The organism is Streptomyces kaniharaensis, from assembly GCF_009569385.1.
In the GTDB taxonomy this organism is placed as follows: domain Bacteria; phylum Actinomycetota; class Actinomycetes; order Streptomycetales; family Streptomycetaceae; genus Kitasatospora; species Kitasatospora kaniharaensis.
Genome location: NZ_WBOF01000001.1, coordinates 445,483 through 466,358 on the forward strand (window position 1 = coordinate 445,483; position 20,876 = coordinate 466,358).

General features: G+C 72.1%; 13 protein-coding genes. 8 read left to right on the forward strand and 5 right to left on the reverse strand.

The annotated features are described in order from the left end of the window. Positions 1 to 62 precede the first annotated feature (62 nt). Positions 63 to 920, reverse strand: a complete 858-nt coding sequence (locus tag F7Q99_RS01970) for a sterol desaturase family protein (protein ID WP_407697728.1) — start codon at positions 918 to 920, stop codon at positions 63 to 65. 292 nt (positions 921 to 1,212) lie between these two features. Here F7Q99_RS01970 and F7Q99_RS01975 point away from each other — a divergent pair, with 292 nt between their 5' ends. Continuing rightward, the gene (locus F7Q99_RS01975; RefSeq protein ID WP_153459791.1) at positions 1,213 to 2,391 is read left to right on the forward strand and encodes a cytochrome P450; all 1,179 of its coding nucleotides are present in this window, start codon (positions 1,213 to 1,215) and stop codon (positions 2,389 to 2,391) included. A gap of 232 nt (positions 2,392 to 2,623) precedes the next feature. Further along, the gene (locus tag F7Q99_RS01980; RefSeq protein ID WP_326846156.1) at positions 2,624 to 3,874 is read left to right on the forward strand and encodes a cytochrome P450; all 1,251 of its coding nucleotides are present in this window, start codon (positions 2,624 to 2,626) and stop codon (positions 3,872 to 3,874) included. Between the two features lie 99 nt (positions 3,875 to 3,973). On the opposite strand, the gene F7Q99_RS40285 is transcribed toward F7Q99_RS01980, so the two are convergent. Further along, positions 3,974 to 4,336 carry a CAP domain-containing protein gene (locus F7Q99_RS40285; RefSeq protein WP_195910972.1) on the reverse strand — a complete coding sequence of 121 codons (363 nt, stop codon included), beginning with the start codon at positions 4,334 to 4,336 and terminating at the stop codon, positions 3,974 to 3,976. Here F7Q99_RS40285 and F7Q99_RS40290 point away from each other — a divergent pair. Continuing rightward, positions 4,323 to 4,943: a hypothetical protein gene (locus tag F7Q99_RS40290; protein ID WP_195910973.1), complete on the forward strand. Its 621-nt coding sequence runs from the start codon at positions 4,323 to 4,325 to the stop codon at positions 4,941 to 4,943. The genes F7Q99_RS40285 and F7Q99_RS40290 overlap by 14 nt on opposite strands. A gap of 106 nt (positions 4,944 to 5,049) precedes the next feature. Here F7Q99_RS40290 and F7Q99_RS01990 read toward each other — a convergent pair whose 3' ends face one another. The 3 genes from F7Q99_RS01990 to F7Q99_RS02000 all read right to left on the reverse strand — a co-directional run bounded on the left by F7Q99_RS01990 (position 5,050) and on the right by F7Q99_RS02000 (position 13,003). After that, entirely contained in the window at positions 5,050 to 9,234 is a 4,185-nt protein-coding gene (locus tag F7Q99_RS01990) for a glycoside hydrolase family 38 N-terminal domain-containing protein (RefSeq protein WP_326846157.1), read from the reverse strand. 31 nt (positions 9,235 to 9,265) lie between these two features. Beyond that, positions 9,266 to 11,725 (reverse strand): endo-beta-N-acetylglucosaminidase, encoded by a 2,460-nt coding sequence (locus F7Q99_RS01995; RefSeq protein WP_153459793.1) that lies wholly within the window; start codon positions 11,723 to 11,725, stop codon positions 9,266 to 9,268. A gap of 210 nt (positions 11,726 to 11,935) precedes the next feature. Beyond that, positions 11,936 to 13,003: a LacI family DNA-binding transcriptional regulator gene (locus F7Q99_RS02000; RefSeq protein ID WP_326846158.1), complete on the reverse strand. Its 1,068-nt coding sequence runs from the start codon at positions 13,001 to 13,003 to the stop codon at positions 11,936 to 11,938. 214 nt (positions 13,004 to 13,217) lie between these two features. Here F7Q99_RS02000 and F7Q99_RS02005 point away from each other — a divergent pair, with 214 nt between their 5' ends. The 5 genes from F7Q99_RS02005 (at position 13,218) to F7Q99_RS02025 (ending at position 20,814) form a co-directional block, all read left to right on the forward strand. Continuing rightward, positions 13,218 to 14,507, forward strand: a complete 1,290-nt coding sequence (locus F7Q99_RS02005; protein WP_153459795.1) for an ABC transporter substrate-binding protein — start codon at positions 13,218 to 13,220, stop codon at positions 14,505 to 14,507. 85 nt (positions 14,508 to 14,592) lie between these two features. Next, positions 14,593 to 15,465 (forward strand): carbohydrate ABC transporter permease, encoded by an 873-nt coding sequence (locus F7Q99_RS02010; protein ID WP_153459796.1) that lies wholly within the window; start codon positions 14,593 to 14,595, stop codon positions 15,463 to 15,465. 4 nt (positions 15,466 to 15,469) lie between these two features. Then, positions 15,470 to 16,369 carry a carbohydrate ABC transporter permease gene (locus F7Q99_RS02015; protein WP_407697729.1) on the forward strand — a complete coding sequence of 300 codons (900 nt, stop codon included), beginning with the start codon at positions 15,470 to 15,472 and terminating at the stop codon, positions 16,367 to 16,369. A 44-nt stretch (positions 16,370 to 16,413) separates the two neighbouring features. Continuing rightward, the gene (locus tag F7Q99_RS02020) at positions 16,414 to 17,682 is read left to right on the forward strand and encodes a glycoside hydrolase 5 family protein (RefSeq protein WP_153459797.1); all 1,269 of its coding nucleotides are present in this window, start codon (positions 16,414 to 16,416) and stop codon (positions 17,680 to 17,682) included. An 87-nt stretch (positions 17,683 to 17,769) separates the two neighbouring features. Further along, the gene (locus tag F7Q99_RS02025; RefSeq protein WP_153459798.1) at positions 17,770 to 20,814 is read left to right on the forward strand and encodes an alpha-mannosidase; all 3,045 of its coding nucleotides are present in this window, start codon (positions 17,770 to 17,772) and stop codon (positions 20,812 to 20,814) included. Positions 20,815 to 20,876 lie beyond the last annotated feature (62 nt).

Sequence of the window (20,876 nt, forward strand, 5' to 3'; positions counted from 1 at the left end):
TGTTGGCGGCACGGCGAGGTCGTGGACGGCACTGCGAGGAGGGTGGGACGGGCCCGCGGGGCTCAGACGGACGGTCCGGGGGTCCGCATCCGGCGCCACGGGTGCAGCAGGGTGGCGGTGAGTTCGCCGGTGGCGGGGAAGGACGCCGGGTCGGCGAGCCCGACGGCGGCCGGGACGCGGCCGGGACGCCAGGTGTAGCTGCCGAACACGTGGTCCCAGAGCGACAGGTCCGAACTGAAGTGGCCGGCCTCGGCCAGGTCGGTGCTGTGGTGCAGGCGGTGCTGCTCCGGGCCGGCCAGGACGTGGCCGAACAGGCCGAGGCTGACGTCGATGTTGGCGTGTACGAAATATCCCTGGGCGACCAGAAATATTCCGACGGCGAATACTGACTCCTGGGAAAATCCGATCATGGCCAGCACGAGTTGCACGGCGGCCTGCGCCACGAAAACGTCGAGGAAATGGTTGACGCCATTGTTGGCGACATTCACCTTCTCCGGAACGTGGTGGACGCCGTGCAGCCGCCACAGCCACCGGTTGTGGTGCGACCAGCGGTGCACGAGGTGGTCGCCGAGCGTGCCGACCAGCAGCGCGAGCGGGATCTGCACGCCGAGCGGCAGCCCCGGACGGGCCGGCGCGACCACGCCCACCAGAGCCGTCACCAGCCCCTGGCCCAGCGCGCCGCCCACCATGCTCAGCACGAAGTACACGGCGTACCAGCGGAGTTCGCGACGGCTCGGCCACCAGTCGGTCCGGTAGGGGATCACCCGCTCCAGCACCGACAGGTAGCCGATGGTACCGATCAGCGTCAGCCCGCTGACCCGGTCGGGGTCCCAGTGGAAATGCAGCGTCGCCACCACCGCGGACAGCACTCCGAGGAGCAGAAGTGGATAACCGACCCGACGTGCGATGGCAGACAGCACGTGCTCCCTGGTTATTCGATGGCTGACTTCGGCGGACTTCGATCGCCGACTTCGAGGGCTCTATGGCCTGACTTCGAGGGCTAACGAAGACTCACGAAGACTGACGAGCGGAAACGAAAGCGATGTTAGCCCGAGCCGCCCGCTACGAAGCTGTTTCGACCTGCGGATGACCCGAATGACGGAATACCGCCGGGCGTCCTTGACGCCCCGCTGGATCGGACGCACCCGATCCGTCGAAACTGCTTCCTCACCGACAGTCGACGAACTCCCGCCCCGCGGGAGTGGAGGTGCCATGTCCGTCGAGGAACGCACGCTGATTCCCCTGCACCGCCTGCAGCCCGCCGAGTTCGGGCCGCCCCGGCTCACCGCACTGCCCAACGGCACACCCGCCTGGCTGGTGACCCGCTACCACGACGTCCGGCACGTCCTCACCGACCCGCGGTTCGGCCGGGCGACGCTGTACGCGCCGGACGCCCCGCCGCTCGGCGCGTCCTCCAACCTGGAAGGCGATCCCGGCTTCATCACCAACATCGACGGCGCCGACCACCGGCAACTACGGGCCCTCATGCAGCAGGCCTTCACCCGCCGGGCCATCGCCGCCTGGGTGCCCTGGCTGACGTCGGTGGTGGAACGGCTCGTCGGGGACGTCGCCGAGCACGGTCCGCCGGCCGACCTGGTCGCCTCCCTCACCCTGCCGCTGCCGGTCGAGGTGATCAGCCGGCTGATGGGAGTGGAGGACGTCGACCGGAAACGCCTGCGCCACTGGACGGACCACCTGTTCGCCGACCGCAACTGCCCGCTCGACGAAGTCCGGGCGGTACTGGCGGAGTTCGCGACCTTCGCGGCCGAACTCCTCGACGAACGCCGCCGACGGCCCGGCGACGACCTGGTCAGCCGCGTGGTGGTGGCCGCCGACCGACAGGGCGGGATCTCCGAGGAACGCCTGATCAAACTGGTCTGCGGCCTGATCGCGGGCGGCCACGAGACGACCGTCGCCACCCTCGGCAACGCCCTGGTCTACCTGCTGGGCGAACGCCCCGACGCCTGGTCACGGCTCACCTCCGAGGACGCGGCACAGGCGGCGGCCGACCGGCTGCTGCACAACATCCCGCTGGGTGAGGGGCAGGGTGCCCTCCGCCGTTCCGTCCGGGAAGCGGTGGTCGGCGGGGTGGCCATCCCGGCCGGCGCGGTGGTCATCGTGGACCGGACGAGCGCCGCCCGCGACCCGGAGGTCTTCACCACCGGCCTGTCCGACGGGCTCTTCGAACCACTGGAGGCGACGACCCTGGCCTTCGGCGCCGGACCGCACTACTGCCTGGGGGCCTGGCTGGCCCGCATCGAACTGCGCCAGGCGCTCCACCGGCTCGCCACCCTGCTGCCTGGCCTGCGGCTGGCCGAGCCGGTCGACGCGATCGAGTGGCGGTGCGTGTCGACCACCCGCAGTCCGCGCAGGCTGACGGTGACCTGGTGACCTGAGCCCGGCTTCGGCGCCGCTCCCGCCCGGAGCCCGCGAGTGGGGGCTCCGGGTGCGGGCGGCGCGGCCGGTCACCCGGGGTGGACGGCCACGCGGACGTCGGCGTCCGCCGGGAGCGCTCGACCGGTCACTGGAGGTGATCACGCCGCCACCCGGACCCACCCGTCTGGCGTACAGTCAGCCGGGGCGGAAGCGCGCCCGCCCGGCTGTCGACCCGAGGAGAAGCCCCGTGACCGCGAAAGCGCAGCCCGTCCCGGAGCTGGCGGCGGACGTCGTCGAGCAGTGGCGCACCGAGAAGGCCGAACTCGTCGACCTGCTCGCGCGGGCGCAGCGGGACATCGGCGGCATCGCCGCGTTCCGGCTCGGCCCGACCCCCACCGTCCTGGTCACCGATCCGGAGGCCGTCCAGCACGTCCTCGGCCGCCACCCCGACCGGTACGTTAAGCGCTCGCACCGCGCACGGATGCTCGTCGGGGACGGCGTGCTCTCCGCGACCGGCGACGCCTGGAAGCGCCAACGGCGGCTGCTGCAGTCGCAGTTCACCGGAACCGGGATGCGCCGCTACGAGCAGCGGATCGCCGCGGCTGCCCGGCGGACGGCCGATCGCTGGGCGGGGTACGCGCGCAGCGGGGAGACGTTCGACGTCGGTGAGGAGATGCGGCGCTTCGCCCTCGACACGGTCTGGCGAGCGCTCACCGGACACCCGCTGGACTCCGATGCGGAGCGCGAACTCGCCTCCGTGGAGCGGGTCGTGGCCGCCATGCCGACCCTCCCCGCCGACTCCGGCGACGCCCGCGACGCGGTCGCCGAGGACCTGGCCCGGATCGACGCGGTCTGTCACGCCGCCATCGACGCGGCCCGCGGCTCCGAGGCCCCCGGTGTCCTCCGCGTCCTCCTCGACGCCGGATCCCAACACCCCGAATACACCGACCGGTTGATCCGCGACGAGCTCGTCACGCTGCTGGTGGCCGGCCACGAGACCACCGCCACCACCTTGACCTGGCTGTACCTGCTCCTCGACCGCCACCCCGACGCCCGCACCCGGGCGCTCGCCCACGGCACCGAGGGCGTCCAGGCGCTCGTCCAGGAGACCCTCCGGCTCTACCCGTCAGCGTGGGTGCTCCCCCGGCATGCCGCCGAGGACGACATCCTCGCCGGCCACCGCATCCCGGCCGGCACCGACGTCCTGGTCTGCCCCTACCTCACCCACCGCGATCCCGCCCTCTGGCCCGACCCCGACCGCTTCGACCCCACCCGCTTCACCTCCACGGGCACCCGCCCCGCCCACCTCGCCGCCTACGTCCCCTTCGGCCTCGGCGCCCGCGCCTGCCTGGGCGCCCAGTTCGCCCTACGGGAGACGACGGCCCTCCTCGAACTCCTCCTCCCCGCCCACACCCCCACCTTCCGCTCCACCCCCACCGGCTCCGCCTACAGCATCACCGTCCGCCCCAACGGCCCGACCCCGGCGGTGCTGCGCTGACGTCCTCGGCCGGGCGAGGCCGCCACCGTCAGCGGTGACGGCCTCCGGACTGTTGCGGGTGGCGTGGCCCGGGCGTGGCGGGTCGGACCAGGACCCTCGTCAGCCGGCGAACTCGTGCACGCCCCACCAGCCGCTGGAGTCGTGGTAGAGGCCGACGCCGATCTGCGTGTAGCGGGGGTTGATCTGAGCGGCGTGGTGGCCCGGGGATTCGGTCCACATCTTCTGGAACTGCTCGGCGGCCTGTTCCCCGGTGAGCGAGGCGTCGCCCCACATCACGATGCACTCTCCGGTCAGCGTCCGGCTGCCGGTGAGGCTGGGCCCGGCACCGGAGGCGTTCTCCGAGTGGGCGAACCCGGTCTCGCGCATGTGGCGGGCCCAGTTCGCGGCGAACTCCGTCAGGTCGTCCTTGACCACGAGGGCCGGGACACCGTTGCGGGCACGCTCCTCGTTGATCAGCTTCAACGAGAGCGCCTCGGCGCTGCCCGCGGTCCGGCCCGGCCCGGTGGTGTCGGGGTTCGCCGGGGCCGGGGCGGGCGTCGTGCGGCCGGGGTTCGCCGGGGTCTTGCCCGACGCCGCGCTGTCCGTGTTCGGCTGGGCCTTGGCGGGCGCCCCGGTCGAAGTCTGGGCCGGAGCCTTGGGCTGGGGCTGGGCCGGAACCTGGGTCTGGGACTGGGTCTTCGCCGTGGGCGTGCTGGAGGGGGCCTTCGTGGCCGTCGGCGTCGTCGGTGCGGGCGCGGCCGGCGGCGGCGTGGTTCCCTGGCCGGTCGCGGAGGCGGACGCCGTCGGGGAGGAGACGGCCGCGGACGGCCGGGAGTCGACGCCGGTCGCCGCCGGCTTCGCCGGTGCGGCGGCTGCCGTGTCCGTTCCGGATCCGTCGTTCTCCGGACCGCACGCGCTCAGCGCCGCGCATATGACACCGGCGGCCATGACCGCGGCGATCATCTGCCTTGGACGAACGGAATGCATGAAACAGACTCCCTGGCTTCTCCTGGCGGCTCAGGGCGACTGCGCGGCCGTACCACCGCGCACACGCCACCCCGACCGGCCGACGCGTCTTGCGCCGACATAGAAGGAGACCGGCGGGCTCGGTGGCGATAACACTTTCTGATGAGATCTCAGTCTTCGACGTCCGGATGCTGTCCCATCTGCCTGCACATTCGGGCCGCCCTCGACCGTTACGGCTGCACCTCCAGCGCGACCGTCGGCGTGTACTGGCAGCGGCCGAACCACATCACCTTGGCCAGCGCCCAGTAGGTGCCGGGGTCGGTGTCCTCGGGCGCGGTGATCTCGACGTCGACGGTCGAGGAGGAGCCGGCCGCGACGGTGAAGCCTCGGACCGGGGCCGCAACCGCCTCCCAGGTGCCCCACGGGGAGACGAGTTGGAGTTCGCCGTGGATCTCGCCCCGGGTGCGGTTGGTCAGCGTCAGCCGAAAAGTGGTCCGGCCACCAGGGGTCACGCGGAGGGTTTCGCGGGACACCGCCACGTCCAGGCCGGTGTCCCGGCCGGCCGTCGCCGTGGTGCCCTGGGCGGCCGTCCAGTCCTCGGGGGCGTCCCCGGGAACGGGCAGCAGGCCGGGCTGGTCGCCGACGGCGATCGTCACGACGTCCTCGATCTCCTGGCCGTCGTGGGTGAGGCGGACCGCGGCGAAGTACAGCCCGGGCTCCGCATCGGAGGACGGTGTGAGGGTGACCGCGAAGCGCAGGTGGCCGCCCGCCTCCAGGCGGTACGGGCGGCTGCCGAGGCTCGTCCGCCAGCCGTCGGGCGGCAGGATGACGACCGTGCCCTCGACCGCCGCGTCCCGCAGCTGCGAGGACAGCACCACGAACAGCTCGACCGGTTCCCCCGTCGTCCGCAGCAGGCCGGGCGAGGCGCCCACGGACACCGGCAGGTAGCCGAGCGGTGCCGGGCCCCGGTTGTGCAGCCAGTAACGGGAGTACACGGGCTGTGCCGCCTCCGCGACGGGCCCGAGCGGCGGCCCGTCCACCGAAGCCCCCACACCGGGGGTCGCGAGCAGGGTGACGGTCTGCGAGCCGGCGAGGTCGAGGCTCCCGCGCACCGGACCGAGCGGCCGCTCCAGCAGGTCGGCGTGCTGCAAACCGCCCAGCCCCAGCGCCCCGCCGAGTGCCGCCGTCCGCCCGCAACCCGTCGACTCGACCAGCCGGACGGCGAGTTCGCGTCCGACCTCCGCCGCCGAACCGTGCGCGATCGGGTTGCCGGCCGGCTTGAGCGCGCCGAGCAGGATCTCACGCTGGGGTTCGACGCGCAGCCAGGACAGCGTGGCGGGCAGCGGTCCGTCCTGCGGCGGCACGATCCGTGCGTGGAGGGGGTGGTTGAACTCCTGGCCCCGGGCGGGCAGGGTCTGGGCTCGCCAGTCGCCCGCGCCTCCGACCAGGGCGTAGCCGAACTCGTGGGTCCAGTGCTGAAGTTGGAAGGATGCGCCGTCGGGCAGGGTGCGCCGGGGCGGATCGATCCAGACGCCGGACGGCCAGCCGGTGCAGGAGCGCATCAACGACAGGTGCAGCGCGCCGGTGGCGTCCACCGCGAAGCCGGGCAGGCCGAAGTTGAGCAACGCCACGGTGTGCTCCGCGAGTTGCTCACACGAGGAGCCGAACGGGCAGACGGCCTCGATGCGCGCGTCCGCCAGGTCGGCCACCAGCGGCGCGGGGTCCGTGACCACCAGTGCCGGCAGCGCCCGGAGGTCCCGCAGGTCGGCGCCGGGCTGCCAGACCTCGGCGAGCCGGGTGAGCGCGGGCACCCAGACAGCGCCGTGCGCCTTGAGCACACTCGCACACTCCTCACCCGCCCGGCCGATCAACTCCCGTGCCACGTCGTTGGTTTCCGGACCGCCGACGACGATCCGGAAGTCGGGCAGGTTGGAGTCCACTTCCAGCCACCCGTACCGGGACCAGTCGGCGCCGGAGGTCGTGGCCGTGACACCGACCCGGGCGAGCGCGACGACCAGGTCACGCACGTCCGCGGCGTCGTCGAGCCCCGGAACGACCACCTCGGCCACGCCCAACGCCCGTTCGCCGAGCGGCGATCCGGCCGGATCCCGGAGCACCGCACGCGCCGTGGCGCCGAGGCCGAACCAGGTGTTGGCCGGGTTGTCGAGGGTCCACGGCGCCTCGGCGGAGTCGACGTCGGGCAGGGCGAACCCGCGCCCGACTACGGCGCCCGCGACCTCGCTGACGGGCAGCGCGCCGGGGAGGTCCACCGGGAACCGCAGCCGCACCAGCCGGTCCGCGCGGGAGTGGTCGATCACCCGGGTGCGGCAGTCGACCCGGTCCAGGCCGTGCCACAGCGTGACCGTCTGCTCGTAGCGGATCTCGTCGACCGTCCCGGCGATCACCAGCCGCTCGCCGAGCGGTCCGGTCTCCCGCCGCACCTCGGCGGGCGCGGATCCGGAGCCGACGACCGGCCCCTTGGGCACGAGGTGCCACGGGCCCTCGCCGAAGTCGGGGTGCTGCGGGTACTCCTCGTGGACGCGCAGCTCGTTGCCGATCCGTCCGGCCTGGATCAACTCCCGCTCGTGCAGCAGATCGTGGACGGAGGTCAGCCCGCCGCCCCGGGCGGGGTCGGCGCTCACCCGGTACCGTCGGTTGGCGATCGTCCACCCCTCGACCGCCGTCCAGGCGGCGGCCGGCGAGCCCTCCACCAGCCGCCAGGTGCGCCAGCCGAGCGCGGGCACATCGGCGGCGAGGAAGCGCAGCGTGCCCCGGTCGACGACGCTCGGCACCTCCGCACCGGCGTCGTCCAGCACCCGCACGGCCCGACCGCCCGGGGGCAGCCGGACGGCAACCAGGTCGGTCCGGTCGAAGGACAGCGTGTTGGTGACGACGACCGGCGAGCCCTCGCCCACCGTGGAGATCCGCGCCGAAAGCGCGTCGAGCGCCGCGTCCCGGACGGCGGTGGCCAGGTCGTGCGCCTCCCGCCAGCCGCCGAGCAGGTCGAGGTACACCTGGTCGGACTCGGAGCCGGTGATCGCGTCGTGGTGGGCTCCGTACGCGAGGTGGCGCCACACCTTGTCGAGTGCGGCGGACGGGTAGCGGCCGAGCCCGTGGACGGTCGCCAGGGTGGCGAGCCGCTCCGCGTCCAGCGCGGCGACCTCGGCGGCCCGCTGCGCCTGCTTGGTGTCGATGTAGGAGACGTCCTTGCCGGTGTAGACCGGGTTCATGTCGCGGGTCTGCGGGCTGGGCCGGCGGCTGGTGGCGGCGAGTTCGGCCCGGACGGCGTCGAGGAAGTCGCGCGGGGTGGCGCAGACGAACCGCGGCCACAGGTACTTGGCGCCCCAGGAGCGGTGGATTCCGGTGACCCACCTGTTCGGCGGGGTGTAGTCCGTGCCCACCGGCAGCAGCAGGTTCCTGGTCGCGCCGACGGGCTTGAGCTTGCGGTACAGCTCGTGGACCGCCTGTTCGGCGGTGGCGAGGTCCGGGGAGGAGTCCATCCACCAGCCGGCCGAGTAGTGGTGCGGCATGTAGTGGGTGAGCACGCCGTCGCCGCTCGGGGCGATCCACTCGAACTCGCTCGGGAACTGCATGACCCGCGCGTCGTCCTTGGCCTCGCGGAAGTTCTTCTGGATCGGGCCCCACTGGTGGAACGGTCCGCGTGCCCAGGCGCTGCCGGTGAGGCCGGCGGCGGCGAGGTAGCCGGGGAACTGCGGGTCGTGCCCGAACACGTCGAGCTGCCAGGCGGTTCGGGGGTCGCCGCCGAGGATGTCGCGCTGGTAGCCGATGCCGTACACGATGTTGCGGATCGTCGTCTCGGCGCCGGTGAGGTTGGTGCTGGGCTCGTTGTACGTGCCGCCGACGAGTTCGACCTGGCCGCGTTCCAGCAGCAGCCGCAGGGCCTCGCGCCGCTCGGGGTGCTGGTCGAAGTACGGTTTCAGGTAGTCGACTTCGGCGAGGACGAACCTGTACACCGGGTCGCGCAGCGCGAGGTCCAGGTGCGCGTCGACGAGCGCGAAGCCGTTGCGCTCCCACCGCGGCCGGGTGGTGGCGTCGGCGGAGAGCAGCTCCCAGGGGGAGGTGTACGCGGCCTGGGTGTTCCACCAGACCGGGTCGTAGTGGAAGTGCGGGACGAGGAACATCGTCCAGCCGGGTTCGGCGACCTCGACGACGGCCTGCGCCTCGGCCTCGTCGGCCCTTACGGTGACCGGGAGTTGATCACCGACCGACGCCCCGGTGATCTCCAACGGGACTTCGACGAGCCCCGTGCCGGCCGCCTCGCCGCGCACGCCCGGGCCGGTGACGGTGATCCGGGCGGCCGGCCCGTCGAGGGTCACCCGCAGCAGCTGGCGCGGGGCGTCCTCGGGGCCGGTGAAGAGGTCCGTGCTCTCGACGGCGGTGATGGTGACCGGCACGGGGGAGGTCCTTTCCGTCGCGGGGAGGTGGCTACCTGCCCCAGGCCTCGAACTCGTAGATGCGGGCGGCCGGGTCGGTGGTCTGGGTGGGCCTGGTGACGACCAGCCTGACGTAGCGGGCCGTGGTGGTCACGGGGTGGGTCGTGGTGCCGGCCGTGTTGCCGGTGACGTTCGCGACCGTGGTCCACGGATCGGTGGTGTTCGAGCGGACCCGGATCGAGAAGTCACGCGTGTTGTACGACGCGCTCTCGCCACCGGCGGAGGCGTGCCTGACCACGAACTTCGACAGCTGACGGGCCGAACCGAGGTCCACCTCAAGCCACTTGCCGCGGGTGAGCGTGCACCACTTGTCGCTGGTGCCCCCGCTCACGCTGCCGTTGACGGCCTTGGCCGGGCCCTCGTCGGCGTTGCACCGGCCGGACGCCGTGGCCAGGCGGTTCAGGGCCAGGTTGCCGACCGGGGGCGTCGCGGTCCACGAGACCGTAGTGGTCGCGGCGGCCGAGCGGCCGAACGTCGTGGAGACGGCCTCGACGTCGAGCGTGGTGCCGTCCTCGCCGCCCGCGCGGTCCAACCGGCCCACGAAGTAGGCGTCGTTCGGGGTCGCGCCGAGGAAGGTGCGGGTGCCGTCGGCGTTGCGCCGGTACACCTCGTAGTGGTGGACGTGGCCGCCGGGCGCGGCCATCCAGGAGAGCCGCAGGGACTGGCTGGAGCCGGCCACGATGTCGCTCGCGCCGAGGACGGTGAGGCCGTCGGGCGCGTCCGGTGTCTCCACCGTGCCGTCGTAGACGGCGATCTGGCCGATCCGTATGTCGTAGGCGGGGTCGGAGCCGTCGGCCTGGAGGGCGATCTGGGCGATCGTCCGGCCTTCGTAGGGCGACAGGTCGAGGGTGTGCCGTTCCCACCCGGTACCGGAGTTGGCGCCCAGGTCGAGCGTCGAGAAGCTGCTCGGCGCGTCGGTGAAGGAGACCGCGGCCTTGAGCCTGGTCGGCCCGGCGGCCGGGGTCCTGAGCACGACGGACAGCCGGGTGTCCGCCGCGACCGGCAGGCTGGTCTGGTACAGCCGCACGGTGTTGGTGGCGTCCAGCGTGCCGGTGAGGCGCAGCGAGGAGCCGCCCTGGTAGGCGTCGGTGAAGTCGACGGACGGGGTGAGCTTGCTGCCGTCGGAGCCGACCATCCAGCGGTAGGTGGGCGGGACGTCCTGGAGCGACAGGTTGTTCCAGCCGCCGGTGGCCACCCGGGTGCCACCGGAGTTGTAGAAGTCCCCTTGTCCGGTGCCGAAGTTGGTGACGAAGGGCTTGGCTGTGACGGGCGAGGACTCGGCGACGTAGCCGGCGAGGCCCGGCCAGCTGTCGGAGCGGTTGGTGTTGGACGGGTCGCCGTTGGCGCCGACCCAGTAGCGGGCATCCTTCGCGTAGAAGTCGGCGCGGTCGGTGGCGGACTTCCACGTCCACTCGGGCCGGTAGAGGCCGAGCGAGGTGGTGTGCGGCTGCCCGGGCGGGAACAGGGTGTTCCAGTCGACGCTCGTGTTGTAGCCGTTGGCCTCGGTGTCGATGCCGGAGTAGAGCTCGTACTCGCTGCGGCCGAGCTGTCGGGCCAGTGTGCGGGAGGAGTCCAGACCGGTGGACGTCCAGCCGAAGTTCAGGAACATCGAGTCCGATGTCCGCTTCGAACCGTCCTGGAGATAGGGCGAGTTGGCGGAGGTGAGTGCGTTCTGCCAGCCCACCGCGCCGGTAGTGGTCATCGCGTCGTACCACATGAACTCGGTACTGCCCTGCGCCTTGGTGTACTGCATGAGGTCGCGCAGTTCGGTGGCGAGGGTCGAATCGCCGCCGCCCGTCTCCTGGTTGATGAACCAGCCGTCGAAGCCGTAGTAACGGGCGGCCTGGACGAGCTTGTCGGCGACGGGGTAGCGGCTGCCGGACTTCTGGACGAAGTCGCGCACCCACTCGATCCGGCCGCCGTAGGCGCCGGGCGGGAAGAAGACGGTGCCGTAGACCTTGACGCCGTTGCGGTGGGCGGCGTCGACGACGGTCGGGTTGGGGGCGAGGATCAGGCCCTCGCCGGCCGAGCCGCCCCAGAACACCAGCTTGTCGACGTACTGCCAGTAGCCGAAGGCGTAGTAGTTGGGGTCGGCGGAGCCCTGGGACGGGTTGTTGGAGGTGGGGCCGAAGGAGACCAAGGAGGCGATCTTCCCTTCGCCCGCACGGGCGTTGGGGTTGGCTCTGAGCGCGGGGTCGCTGGTGCGCGGCTGGAGCGGGACGCGGGAGCGGTTGAAGCGGGCGTCGGGATCGGTGGCCGGGTCCCAGGCGAGGATGGTGCTGGGGTACCAGTACGAGGCGTAGGGCTGGTTGCCGGCGGCGGTGGCGGCCGGTGCGGGCGCGGCGAACCTGGCGGACGGCTCGGCGTGCGGGTCGGCGTGCGCGGCGGGTACGGCGGCCAGCGCCGCGGTCGCGAGCACGGCGCTGAGCAGCAGGGGGAGACGTCGTGACATGCGGTGGCTCCGATCGAGCGGCGGAGGGTGGGGTGGCCCACCGGCACGGGCGGGCCCGGGTGCATGCGGGCGTGGCGGTGCTCGTGGTGCTCGTCGGACGTGCTCGAAGAGAGGTACTCGGAGATGAGAAGTACTCGGAGGGAGGTACTCGGTGAGGGGGCGCGCAGGACGCAAGGGCCGGGCCCCCTCGGCGCAGCGAGGCTAAATCGGTTAAGAAGCAGTGTCAATGACTCGCGCAGCAACCACCCCGGCGGGGGACGCGGCGGCCGGCGGCGCCGTCGACTCCCGCACGGTCAGACGCGGCGTCGGCATCTGCAGATCGCGCCCTGGCCCGGCCTCATCCACCACCGCCAGCAGGGTGCGCGCCACCTGCTCGCCGAGCGCGAAGGTGTCCCGGCTGAGCGCGGTCAGCGGCGGGTGGACGATCCGGGCGAGCACCGAGTCGTCGAAGGAGACGATCGACAGATCGCCGGGCACCGCGACGCCCATCTCCCCCGCCACGCCCAGCCCGGCCACGGCCATCACGTCGCTGTCGTAGACGATCGCGGTGGGTCGCCTGGTCCGCGAGAGCAGGGTGCGGGTGGCGGCGGCCCCCTCGGCGTCGCTGAAGTCGGTCGGCACCGAGACGGCCTCCTCCAGCCCGAGCCGGCGCGAGGCGTCGCGCACCGCGCGGATCCGCCGCTGGGTGTGCTGGAAGTGCGGCAGCCCGGCCAGGTGGGCGATCCGGCGGTGCCCGATGGCGGCCAGGTAGTCGACGATCGAGAGCATCGCCTCCCGGTCGTCGGCCCAGATCCGCAGCGGCCCGGCGCCCTTGCCGGGTCCGCCCAGGACGACCGCGGGCAGCCCGAGTTCGTCCAGCGCCGGCAGCCGCGGGTCGCGGGTCTGGAGGTCGACGACGATGAATCCGTCCACCCGGTGTTCGGAGGCCCAGCGCCGGTAGACGTCGATCTCGGCGGCGGTGTCCTCGACGACCATCAGGTGCAGCGCGACGGACCCGGCCGAGAGCACCGCTTGGAGGCCGGAGAGCAGCTGGCCGAAGAACGGCTCGACCCCGATGGTGCGGGCCGGGCGCGCGATCACCAGGCCGACGGCGTCGGCCCGGGCGCCGCCGAGGGCGCGGGCGGCGCTGTGCGGACGCCACTTCATCTCCTCCGCGACCCGCAGGATCCGCGCCCTGGTCGCCTCGCTGACCCCGGGTCGGCCGTTGAGCGCGAAGGACACCGCACCCTTGGAGACACCGGCCTGACGGGCGATGTCGGCGATCGTCGGTCTGCCCACGGCATCCGACCCCTCTCTTGACAGCCAAGTTTAGGCCGGAGCATAGTCCCTGAGGCAGCTAGACCGGTTTAGTACAGCCAGGCTCCGATCTCGGCACAATCGCACCTCCGAGCACCGTTGAACACTGCCTGAGCACCCCCCTGAGCACCCCCTGAGCACCCCCCTGAGCGCCCCTGAGCACCATCCCCACCCACCTCTGGACCGGGAGACCCTCATGCGAAGAATCCGGGCGGCACTTACGGCGACGGCGGTCACCGCCGCCGCACTCACCGGCTGCGGACTCGGCTCCGGCGACAGCAAGAGCAGCGACAGCGTGGCCTCCGCGGCCGCCACCGGCGAGGTCAAGGGCAAGGTCTCGTTACAGACCTGGGCGCTCAAGCCGAAGTTCACCGACTACGTGCAGGGCGTGATCGACGGCTTCAGGAAGAAGTACCCCGGCGTCGAGGTCGAGTGGCTCGACCAGCCCGGCGAGGGCTACTCCGACAAGGTCCTCAGCCAGGCCGCCGCCGGCACCCTCCCCGACGTGGTCAACCTCCCACCCGACTTCGCCCTCCCGCTGGCCAGGAAAGGCCTCCTGCTGGACGCCGCCAAGGCCGATCCGAAGCTCGCCGACGAGTACGTCGCGGGCGGCGTCGACGCCTACCGCTTCGCCGGCCAGGACGGCACCTACGGCTACCCCTGGTACCTCAACACCGATGTGAACTACTGGAGTTCGGAGCTCCTCACCACGTACGGCCTGGACCCGAAGAAGCTCCCCGCCACCCTCGACGACCTCATCGCCCAGGCCCGGGTGATGAAGGAGAGGTCCGGCGGCCGAACCTACCTGATGAGCCGCAAGCCCGGCATCGGCGACCTCTACAACGCCGGCGTGAGGATCATGGCCGACGACGGCCGGTCCTTCACCTTCAACACCCCCGAGGCCGCCGCGCTGCTCGACAAGTACCGCGACGCCTTCAAGGAGGGCCTGCTCCCCAAGGACGTCCTGACCAACACCTACGCCGGCAACTCCAAGCTCTTCAACTCCGGCACCGCCGCCTGGACGACCGCCGGCGCCAACTACATCACCGGCCTCGCCACCGACAATCCGACACTCGCCCCGAAGGTCGTCCCCTCCCCCGCGATGAACATCCCGCCGCTGTACGTCCAGGGCGTGTCCATCCCGAAGAGCACGAAGAACCCCGCAGCCGCCGTCGCCCTCGCCCGCTGGGTCACCAACGCCGAGAACCAGGCCGCGCTGTCCCACCTGACCAGCGTCTTCCCGTCCACCAAGGCCTCCGCCGACGACCCGTTCTTCAGCCGCAGCGACGGCACCAACGCCGGCGACGCCAAGGTGATCGCCTTCAACTCCCTGGCCAAGGCGAAGATCATCCAGCCCGTCCAGATCGACGACGCGATGAGCACGGTGATCAACCAGCAGATCGCCCTGGCCATCAGCGGCGACACGAGCTCCAGGCAGGCGCTGGACTCCGCCGTCGAGCAGTGCAACAAGCTGCTCAAGGGCTGAGCAGCCGCGCCGAGGACCGTACCGGCCGAGCGGCGGACGCCCGGGCACCGGCCCCCGGAACCCGCCGCCCCAGGAGGGCAGCAGCATGACCCACCGGCGTTGGTTCACCCCCTGGCTGCTCGCCGGGCCCGCGATGGTCTGGCTGGCCGTCTTCAACCTCTGGCCGGCCGTCAACACCGTGATCCTGTCCTTCACCAACGCCAAGCCGCTGGATGGCGGGCAGTTCACCGGCCTGGAGAACTACGGGCGGATCCTCGACGACGAACAGCTCGCCGACGCCCTGCTCAACAGCGTCGTCTTCATGCTGGTCTGCCTCCCCCTGCTGACCTTCCTGCCGCTGCTGCTCGCCCTGCTCGTCCAGCGGAAGATCCCCGGCCTCACCTTCTTCCGCACCGCGTTCTACACCCCGGTCATCGCCTCCGCCGTCGTGGTGGCGCTGATCTGGGGCTGGGTGCTGGACGACCGCGGTCTGGTCAACGGCCTGCTCCAGCGGAGCGGGCTGGCCGACTCCCCGGTCTCGTTCCTCACCGACCGCTGGCTGCTCCTCCTCAGCGCGATCGCCCTGACCGTCTGGAAGGGCCTCGGCTACTACATGGTCATCTACCTGTCCGCCCTCGCCAACGTGCCGCGCGAACTGCACGAGGCCGCGGCCGTCGACGGTGCCGGCCCCTTCCGCCGGTTCCGGCACGTCACCCTCCCGGGGGTGCGGCCGACCATGATGCTGGTCTCCGTCCTCATCTCGGTCAGCGCCCTGCGCGTCTTCTCCGAGCTGTACGTGCTCTCCAACGGCCAGGGCGGCCCCGGCGGCCGGGACATGTCCGTGGTGATGCTGATCCAGATGTACAGCCGCGGCTTCACCGGCCACCTCGGCTACGCCTCCGCGCTCAGCCTGATGCTGTTCGCCATCACCCTCGGCCCGATGCTGCTCCTGATGCGGCTGAACCGAAAGGCGGCCTGAGCCCGTGACCACGCGCCGCTCCCCGGACACCCGAAGATCACAGGGCTCCCGAACGTCCCGGGGCTCCCGCGGCCTCAACACCCCCTCCCCCGCCGGGACCGCCCTGCGCTACCTGCTGCTCGTCCTCGTCCTCCTCCTCGTCATCGGCCCGTTCCTGTGGCAGCTGTCCACCTCCCTCAAGGGCCCGGGCGAGGACGTCTACACCCGCACCCCGGCCTTCCTCCCCGAGGACCTCACCTTCTCCAACTACGCGAAGGTCGCCGACACCATCCCGGTCTGGACCTACGCCCTCAACTCCCTGACCGTCGCCGCGGTCTGCATCGCCGGCAACGTCATCGGCTGCACACTGGCCGGCTACGCCCTGGCCCGGCTGCGCTTCCGCGGTGCCAGGCTCGTCCTCGGCCTCTTCCTCGCCACCCTCGTGCTCCCCGGCGAGGTGACCATCGTCTCCCAGTACGTGCTGGTGCGCAGCCTCGGCCTCGCCGACAGCCTGGCCGGCGTCGCCCTGCCCGGCGCGCTCGCCATGCTCAACGTCCTGCTGATGCGCACCGCCTTCGCCGCCGTCCCCGTCGAACTCGACCAGTCCGCCCTCGTCGACGGCGCCACCGTGTGGCAGCGGCTCTGGCACGTCGGACTGCCGAACGTGCGCGGCATGCTCAGCGTGATCGCCATCTTCACCTTCATCGGCGCCTGGGACGACTTCCTCTGGCCGCTGATCGTGCTCAACGACCCGCAGAAGTACACGCTCACCGTCGGGCTCCAGTACCTCAACGGCACGTTCTCCGCGAACCCCCGGCTGATCGCCGCCGGCACCATGATCGCCTTCCTGCCGATCGTCGTCGTGTTCGCCGCCTGCCAGCGCTTCTTCTTCAAGGGCGTCGAGGAGGGAGCCGTCAAGGGTTAGCCCGCCGTCCGTCCGCCCCGACCCTGCCGAGGAAGCACCCGCCCATGACCGGCTCCGCCCCGCAGCGCCCCCGCTTCGGCGCCAACTACACGCCCACCTCGGGCTGGTTCCACCACTGGCTCGACTTCGACCTCGACGCCGTCCGCGCCGACCTCGACTCCGTCGCCGCACTCGGCCTGGACCACGTCCGCGTCTTCCCGCTCTGGCCGCTCTTCCAGCCCAACCGCACGCTGATCCGCCCGCGTGCCGTCGAACAGCTCGCCGCGCTCGTCGACGCGGCCGGCGAGCGCGGGCTCGACGTCGCGGTGGACGGCCTCCAGGGCCACCTGTCGAGCTTCGACTTCCTGCCCTCCTGGACCCGGACCTGGCACCGGCGCAACCTCTTCACCGATCCCGACGTCGTCGACGGCCAGGCCGCCTACCTGCGCACCCTCGCCGCGGCGCTGCGCGGGAGGCCCAACTTCCTCGGCATGACGGTCGGCAACGAGATCAACCAGTTCTCCGGTGATCCGCACCCCGACCCCGACCGGATCACCCCCGGCCAGGCCGACGCCTGGCTGCGCCGGATGCTCGCCGCCTGCGAACAGGGCGCGCCCGGCCGGCTCCACCTGCACGCCTCCTACGACGCCGCCTGGTACCTCGACGACCACCCGTTCACCCCCTGGCACTCGGCCCGGATCGGCGCCGCCACCGCCGTGCACTCCTGGGTCTTCAACGGCACCGCCCAGCGCTACGGCGCCGCCTCCACCGCGACCGCGCAGCACGCCGCCTACCTGGTCGAGCTCGCCAAGGCCTGGGCGGACGACCCGGCCCGCCCGGTCTGGCTCCAGGAGGTCGGCGCCCCCGCCCCGCACATCACCGCCGAGGACGCCGCCCGCTTCACCGCTGCCACCGTCGCGGCCGTCCTGGACTGCCCCGGCCTGTGGGGCGTCACCTGGTGGTGCTCGCACGACGTGGACCGCACCCTCGCCGACTTCCCCGAACTCGAATACGGCCTGGGCCTGTTGACCACCGACCGCGCGGTCAAGCCGGCCGGTGCCCGCCTCGCCGAGGCCGTCGCCGAGGCGCGCAACGGCTGGCAGCCGCCGCGGCCGCGCACCACGGCCGTGGTCGTGGCCACCGGCGACGAGGTGGCGGCCCCGAAGCGCTCGGTCTGCGGGCCGGGCGGCGCCGTGTTCGAGGCGTTCATGCGCCTCACCGAGGCCGGCGCCCGCCCGACCACCGTCCTCGCCGAACGCGCCGAGGACCGGGCACACCTGGCCGCGCGCGGAATCACCGAGGTGGTCCACCCGCACGACGTACGTTCTCTCTAGACGTACGTTCTCCGTGCGTTCTCCCCAGCCGCGTAAAGCCGTGTACAGCCGTTCACATCCGCCAGCCACGCAACGGAGCCTGCTGACATGCACGATGACCGCACCCTCGTCGAGTCCCGCCTCAGGCGCGTCCTCGACGAGCGCATCCGCCCGGCCGTCCACCCCGAGTCCGTCCCGCTGAAGGTCGGCATCTGGACGGCGCCCGGCGAGCCCGTCCCCGTCGCCGAGGGCCTGGCCGCGCCGCGCACCCCCGTCGCGGTCGGTGACGCGTGGGGCGCGCCGTGGGGCACCAGCTGGCTCACCGTCTCCGGGACCGTGCCCGAGGCGTGGGCCGGGCGGACGGTCGAGGCGCTGATCGACCTCGGCTTCGACGCCAACATGCCGGGCTTCCAGTGCGAGGGCCTGGTCTACCGCCCCGACGGCACCCCGGTGAAGGGCCTGAACCCGCGCAACCAGTGGGTGCGGATCGCCGCGCCCGCGGCCGGCGGCGAGCAGGTGCTGCTGCACGTCGAGGCGGCGTCCAACCCGGTCATCCTGGACTACCACCCCTTCCTGCCCACCGAGTTGGGCGATCGGGACACGGCCGGCGAGGCGCCGCAGTACCGGCTCGCCCGGATGGACCTCGCCGTCTTCGACGAGACGGTGTGGCAGCTCGCGATCGATCTGGAGGTGCTCGGCGAGCTGATGGCCGAGCTGCCGGTCGACGGCGCCCGCCGCTGGGAGATCCTGCGCGCCGTCGAACGGGCGCTCGACGCCGTCGACCTCCAGGACGTCAACGGATCCGCCGCAGCCGCCCGCTCGGAACTGGCCGGAGTACTGGCCGCGCCTGCCACGCCGTCCGCGCACCGGATCAGCGCGGTCGGCCACGCACACATCGACTCGGCCTGGCTCTGGCCGCTGCGCGAGACCGTCCGCAAGGTGGCCCGCACCACCGCCAACATGACCGCGCTGCTGGAGGACGAGCCGGAGTTCGTCTACACCATGTCCCAGGCGCAGCAGTACGCCTGGATCAAGGAGTACCGCCCCGAGGTGTACGCACGGGTGCGGAAGGCGGTGGCCGACGGGCGGTTCGTGCCGGCCGGCGGCATGTGGGTCGAGTCCGACACCAACATGCCGGGTTCGGAGGCGATGGCCCGTCAGTTCGTGTACGGCAAACGGTTCTTCCTCGACGAGTTCGGGATCGAGAACCACGAGGCCTGGCTGCCCGACACCTTCGGCTTCGCCGGCGGCCTGCCGCAGATCATCCACAACGCGGGCTCCCGGTGGCTGCTGACGCAGAAGATCTCGTGGAGCCAGGTCAACAGGTTCCCGCACCACACCTTCCTCTGGGAGGGCATCGACGGGACGCGCGTCTTCACCCACTTCCCGCCCGTGGACACCTACAACTGCTCCATGAAGGGCAGCGAAATCGCACACGCGGCAAGGAACTTCAAGGACAAGGGAGTCGCCCGGCGCTCGCTCGCCCCGACCGGCTGGGGCGACGGCGGTGGTGGCACCACCCGTGAGATGGTCGCCAAGGCCGCCCGGCTGAAGGACCTGGAGGGCTCGGCCACCGTCCACTGGGAGAAGCCCGCCGAGTTCTTCGCCAAGGCCGAGGCCGAGTACCCGAACCCACCGGTCTGGGTCGGCGAGCTCTACCTCGAACTCCACCGGGCCACGCTCACCAGCCAGGCCAGGACCAAGCAGGGCAACCGGCGCAGCGAGAACCTGCTACGCGAGGCCGAACTCTGGTGCGCCACCGCCGCGTTGCGCACGGGTGCGGCGTACCCGTACGAGGAGCTGGACCGGATCTGGAAGACGGTGCTGCTGCACCAGTTCCATGACATCCTGCCCGGCTCGTCCATCGCGTGGGTGCACCGCGAGGCCGAGGCGACGTACGCGGCGATCGCCGAGGAGCTGGAGGCGCTCATCGGGCGCGCCCAGCAGGCCCTCGCCGGGGACGCCGCGGGCGGGCGCGAGCTGGTGTTCAACGCGGCGCCACACGCGCGGTCGGCCGTTCCGGCGGGCGGGGCGGCGGTCGCCGGGACACCCGCCGGGGGCTGCTCGGTGACGGCGCGGGCAGAGGGCGGGTTCGTCCTGCGCAACGGCCTGCTGGACGTGGTGGTGGACGGCGACGGGCTGGTGGTGTCGGTCGTCGACGTCGCGAGCGGGCGGGAGACCGTCGCTCCGGGCGCGCGTGCCAACCTGCTCCAGATCCACCCCGACTTCCCCAACATGTGGGACGCCTGGGACGTCGACCGGTTCTACCGGAACACCGTCACCGATCTGGTGGGGCTCGACTCGCTCACCGTCGCCGCCTCGGACGCCGATCGGGTCGCGGTCCGGGTGGCGCGTTCCTTCGGATCGTCCACCGTCGTCCAGACGCTCACCCTGCGCGCAGGCGAGCAGCGGCTCGACATCGACACCGAGGTCGACTGGCACGAGACCGAGAAGTTCCTCAAGGCCGCCTTCCCGCTCGACATCCACACCGAGCGCTACGCCGCCGAGACCCAGTTCGGCCACCTCCACCGCCCCACCCACACCAACACCAGCTGGGAGGCCGCCAAGTTCGAGGCCTGCAACCACCGCTTCGTCCACCTCGACGAACCCGGCTGGGGCGTCGCCCTCGTCACCGCCTCCACCTACGGGCACGACGTCACCCGCACCGTGCGCGGCACCGACGGCGGCACGACCACCACTGTCCGCTTCTCGCTGCTGCGCGCACCCCGCTTCCCCGACCCCAGGACCGACCAGGGCCTGCACCGCTTCCACCACGCCCTCGTGCCCGGCGCGGCCATCGGCGACGCCGTCCGCGAGGGCTACCGCATCGGCCTGCCCGAGCGCCGGATCACCGGCACGGTCGCCGACGTGGCGCCGTTGGTGTCGATGGACAACGACGCGATCGTGGTGAGCGCGGTCAAGCTCGCCGACGACCGGAGCGGGGATCTGGTCGTCCGCGTCTACGAGGCCGGCGGCGGGCGCGCCCGCGGCCGCCTCGCCACGTCGTTCCCGCTGGCCGGGGCGGAGCCCTGCGATCTGCTGGAGCGGCCGTGGGACGGCACACGCGGCGAGGTGGCCGTGGTGGACGGCGGGGTGGAGCTGGCGCTCCGGCCGTTCGAACTGGTCACGCTGCGCCTGACGACGGCGGGCTGACCGCCCCGTGGCGCCTCGCGGGGAGAGCGAGGCGCCACCGCCGTCGCCCCAGCCCCGGCCCA